Below are 3,551 nucleotides of genomic sequence, written 5' to 3'. Positions count from 1 at the left end.
CTCCAGGGCCCGCTCGGAAGTCCTTCGCCGCGCCGTCGGGGTCGCCCGCGGTAGAAGCGCGCCTGGCCCAGGTAGAAGGGCGTGGAAGGCCTCCAGGGCCGCGGGGGGCGCGTGGCGGGTGAGCAGGTCCCGGGCCTGGGCCGCGTCCCCGTCGGAGAGCACGAGCGTCCCGGCGAGCAGGCCCAGGCGGCCCGCATCCGGGCATTTCGCCTTTTCACAGGCCGTCAGCTCCGCCCGCGCGAGCGCCGTGGCGTCGGACCGGTGCAGGCGGACGGCCTCCAGCGTCGCCGGGGACTGCCCCAGCGCCGCCGTCGTCATCCAACCCGCCACCCAGCCGGTCCAACTCATGGGATTCTTCCTTTCACTTCGCGGCCTTGCGGCTTCGGAACGAGAGGGTTGCAGCCGACATTCCCCACCAGGTGGGCGGGGGTCGGTTTGACAGTCGGCCCGACAAGTCCTAGATCCCGCGCCCACGGGCGGGTCCAGCGGGGTTGTCGGCCCGTTGCGCTACCCGAAGGGAATCCTTACGTTGCGCCGCCGTTGAGCGCTACTCCGGACCGCCGTCGTGTCAGGAACACCTGTCGTCGGTAGCACTGCTCGTTCACAGACCTCGGGGGGGGAAACAGCTCATAGGGGAGGCTCCATGAAGCCGTGTCCGTCCGATCTGCCGCAGACCATCAATCCCGAAGCCGGCCCGAAGCGGGCAGGCGTCGAGACGCATCGAAACCTGAACTGCAACCACTACGACAACTGCCTCGATGAGGCCGTGCGTCGCGGCTGGCAGTCGTTCACGTGCATGAAGTGTCCGATGTACGCCAACCTCGCTCCTCCGCAGATGGGGCTGGAGGCGTACGCCACGCAGCGCCGTCCTGTCTAACAAGGACGTCTGACATGGGCCCATGACACCGGGCCCGCGCGAGCTTGTACCCGGCCACGCCCGAAGTTCGGACGTGGCCGGAGTCCGCGTGGAAGCTCCCTTCGAAGCCACCGCTTCAGGGGACCGCGGCGTAGATGACGGCCACCCAGTACTGACCCTGGCCGAAGCGCCTGGAGTTGCCCCGCACCAGTCCCACGCCCACGCGGGTGTTGGTGGCGGTGGCCAGGCTGCGTGACTCCGGCACGGCGCCCGGGTCTCCGACGACGAAGAAGTCCACCGACGCGGTGCCCGCATCCGGCAGCGCGGTGAAGACGCGCTCGTGCAGGGGGGACGGGTCGCCGTCTCCCGCGGTCGGCTCGTCCCTGCGCCAGCGCGCGGCGGGCGTGTTCGCGCGCCAGCCGCTCCAGCGCCTCGCTGCGCACCAGGGGCGGCAGCTTGAGCGTGGCGCGGTGGCGGGAGAGGCCTCGTAGACGTCCGACACCGGGTCCGCCGGCAGCTGCGCGCCGGGCGAGGCCGCGGTGAAGACCTCCGTGACGATGGCCTGGTCTCGGCCGTCCACCTTCTGGAACGCCACGCCCACACCCATGAAGCGGAACGCGGGGTCCATCAGGTTCTTGCGGTGGCCGGGGCTGTGCTCGATGCCGAAGTGCGCCGCGAGCGGACCGGCCGCCAGCCCCAGGTTCTCTCCCGCGCGCACGTAGCGAGTGCCCTCCGGGAGCCGGCGCGTGAGCGTGGAGCCGTCCGGCGCGATGTGGGCGAAGAAGCCCTCCGTGGCCATGCGCGTGCTGTAGCGCAGCGACACGTCCTCCAGCGTCGGGTCCGGCGTGAGCTCCGGCAGCTTGTGCGCGCGGCGCAGGGTGTTGATGCGCTCGTAGAGGGCGGTGCGGGCCTCGGCCAGCGTGGTGGGTTCGCGCTGCGCTGGCTGCCCACCGCGCGCGGTCCGGGCGCCCACCTGCACCAGGAACAGCGACGCCACCTCCGGCCCCGCGTTCCCCTGGCCCACCATCTCCACGGTGTAGGCGCCGGGCGTCTCGAAGGTCACCAGGGCGCAGAAGCCGTGGGTGCCGGAGGGCGCGCGGCTCAGGGCCACGGCCTCCACCTCGCCATCCGGCCGGGTGACGAAGACCTGCGGGCTTCTCAGCGGCGGCACCAGCCGGCCGCACACGCGCTTCTCCGTCCCGGCTTTGGCAAGCGTCCGGGGGAAGGGGAGCACCTCCGCCTTGCGGTCCGCGGTGAGCAGCACCAGCGCGGCGCGCTCGCCCAGGAAGGCGATGCCCACGCCGTAGTGGCTCACGCGCTCGTCGTTGAAGTCCGTGCGGGCGAGGAACGTCTCGATGGCGTGCGCGCGCACCCAGGCGCGGATGACCAGCACCTTGGGGGACGGATCCGCGGCGCCCGAGTCGCTGACCGCCTCCGTCAGCGTGAGCAGGTCCGGGGCGCCGGTGGAGAACTCCGTCAGGGCCTCGCGCGCGAGCCTCCGGGCCGCGGCCTCCAGCGCCTTGTCGCTCGTGGGCGCGCGCCGCCCACGCGCTCGAACTCGCGCTGGACGTGCAGCCGGGCCCGGGCCTCCTGGGCCTGGGGCGTCTCCTCCACCACGGGGGACGGGAGGTCCTGGCCTCCCGGGGCCGGAGCGGCGACGGAGGCCACCTTCGAGGACGGCGTCGCGGCGGACGCGGGGCCCGGGGGGACGGACACTCCGGCGAGCAGCAGGCCCAGGAGCACGCCCCTCATCGCGACTCCAGCTGGAACGCGAGCGCCTTCACGGTGCCGGGGCCCAGCTTCTCGTTGAGCCGCTCGCGGAGGGAGTCCGCCTGCCGGGAGAGGACCTGGGCCCACTCGGCGCTCTCCACGGAGATGACCAGCGTGGTGCCGTCCAGCTGATGCGGGCGGCTGTGCCGCGCGATGTTCTCTCCCGCCGCGGCGACCCAGAGCGGCATCAGCGACGAGGCGCGGCCCGACTCTCCCGCCAGGCGCGCCAGCACGCGGGGCAGCAGGCTCTCCAGGGTCTTCGGTTCGCTGCGCGCCATCGTCGGACGATTCTGGAACCCCTGGCGCCGGATGCCAACCCACACTTTGCCTGCCCGCCCGGCCGATTGCGTCCGGCGCCCCGGTTTCCGGCGTTCACTGCGAGGGGGCCCGGTGCCATCCCGGTCGCGTCACGGCCTCCGCCCCTGTAAGGTCGTGGCAAGGCCGGTCCCCCTCGGAGTTCCCATGCGTCACATCCCCCTTCCGGTCCGGTCCCCCGGCCTCGTGCTCGCATGCCTGCTGGCGTGCGCCATGGGCTGCGGGATGTCCGGCCTGGACGCGCCGTTCATCCAGGGCGGACGGACGGACGAGGCCTGCACGGTGGATCAGGACTGCGCGGATCCGGCGCTGTTCTTCTGCAACACGGCCCTGTCGCGCTGCGAGCCCGCGTGCCGCACGGACCTCGACTGCTCCGTGACGCGCCGGGGGGAGCTGAACGCCATCGCCGCGTGCGAGTCCCAGGCGCTGGGCTGCCGCTGTGACGCCAGCCGCTGCGTCCCGGCCCTGTGCACCGGAGATGACGGCTGCGACGGCCTGGACGTGTGCCGCGACGGCGCCTGTCGTCCGCCCCCGCCGCCGTCCGCCGCGGTGGCCTGCCGCGTGGTCCCCGAGCGCGTCGTCGCGCCCGTGGGCACCACCCTGCGCTTCG

General features: G+C 73.0%; 4 protein-coding genes and 2 pseudogenes. 2 read left to right on the top strand and 4 right to left on the bottom strand.

Annotated elements, in window-relative coordinates; translation table 11 throughout:
* Positions 1-348: pseudogene (locus tag ACLEQD_RS39335) on the bottom strand (lytic transglycosylase); the annotation flags it as partial.
* A gap of 295 nt (positions 349-643) precedes the next feature.
* Here ACLEQD_RS39335 and ACLEQD_RS39330 point away from each other — a divergent pair.
* Positions 644-877, top strand: coding sequence for a hypothetical protein (locus ACLEQD_RS39330; RefSeq protein ID WP_014396719.1), 234 nt, complete (start codon positions 644-646; stop codon positions 875-877).
* 115 nt (positions 878-992) lie between these two features.
* On the opposite strand, the gene ACLEQD_RS39325 is transcribed toward ACLEQD_RS39330, so the two are convergent.
* The 3 genes from ACLEQD_RS39325 to ACLEQD_RS39315 all read right to left on the bottom strand — a co-directional run bounded on the left by ACLEQD_RS39325 (position 993) and on the right by ACLEQD_RS39315 (position 2,904).
* Positions 993-2,249 (bottom strand): CAP domain-containing protein, encoded by a 1,257-nt coding sequence (locus ACLEQD_RS39325; protein ID WP_410391038.1) that lies wholly within the window; start codon positions 2,247-2,249, stop codon positions 993-995.
* A gap of 83 nt (positions 2,250-2,332) precedes the next feature.
* Complete coding sequence (locus ACLEQD_RS39320) at positions 2,333-2,608, bottom strand: hypothetical protein (protein ID WP_410391036.1); 276 nt, start codon at positions 2,606-2,608, stop codon at positions 2,333-2,335.
* Positions 2,605-2,904 (bottom strand): DciA family protein, encoded by a 300-nt coding sequence (locus ACLEQD_RS39315; RefSeq protein ID WP_410391034.1) that lies wholly within the window; start codon positions 2,902-2,904, stop codon positions 2,605-2,607. The genes ACLEQD_RS39320 and ACLEQD_RS39315 overlap by 4 nt, the downstream gene beginning before the upstream one ends.
* A 184-nt stretch (positions 2,905-3,088) precedes the next feature.
* Here ACLEQD_RS39315 and ACLEQD_RS39310 point away from each other — a divergent pair.
* Positions 3,089-3,551 (top strand): annotated as a pseudogene (locus ACLEQD_RS39310) (carboxypeptidase regulatory-like domain-containing protein); the annotation flags it as partial.

Origin of the sequence: Corallococcus sp. 4LFB, assembly GCF_046520365.1 — a bacterium.
Lineage (GTDB): Bacteria > Myxococcota > Myxococcia > Myxococcales > Myxococcaceae > Corallococcus > Corallococcus caeni.
This window is presented reverse-complemented; position numbering and strand designations above follow the sequence as displayed.